Genomic DNA, 316 nt, shown 5'->3' on the forward strand with positions numbered 1-316 from the left:
GTCACCGGTGAAGATGGCGTAGGTGACGTAGCGGAGGACGATCTCCATGTCACGCAGGCAGGCAGCCATGCGGCGGTGGGTGTAGGCGTTACCACCGGGGGCGATGAGAGCCGGCTGCTGATCGAAGAGATCGCGAGCGGCGTTGGTGACGATCTTGGAAGCGTTGGAGGTGATGCGGTTCACCGTGTCCATGCGCTTGAAGCTGTCTCCGACCATCGCCGAGAGGGCGTCGATCTGACCAGCGTTGATGAATTCGCCGCGGGCATCAGCCTGGGCTACAACCTTGGTGAAGGCGTCGAACATTGAAGAGCTCCTG

The 316-nt window shown here is 61.4% G+C and carries 1 pseudogene; it reads right to left on the bottom strand.

The annotated features are described in order from the left end of the window. A pseudogene (locus ACLNEE_RS17070) lies at positions 1–303 on the bottom strand (phycocyanin subunit beta); the annotation flags it as partial. Between the last annotated feature and the right edge of the window lie 13 nt (positions 304–316).

It is taken from the genome of Aphanothece stagnina RSMan2012, assembly GCF_046764815.1.
GTDB lineage: Bacteria > Cyanobacteriota > Cyanobacteriia > PCC-6307 > Cyanobiaceae > NIES-981.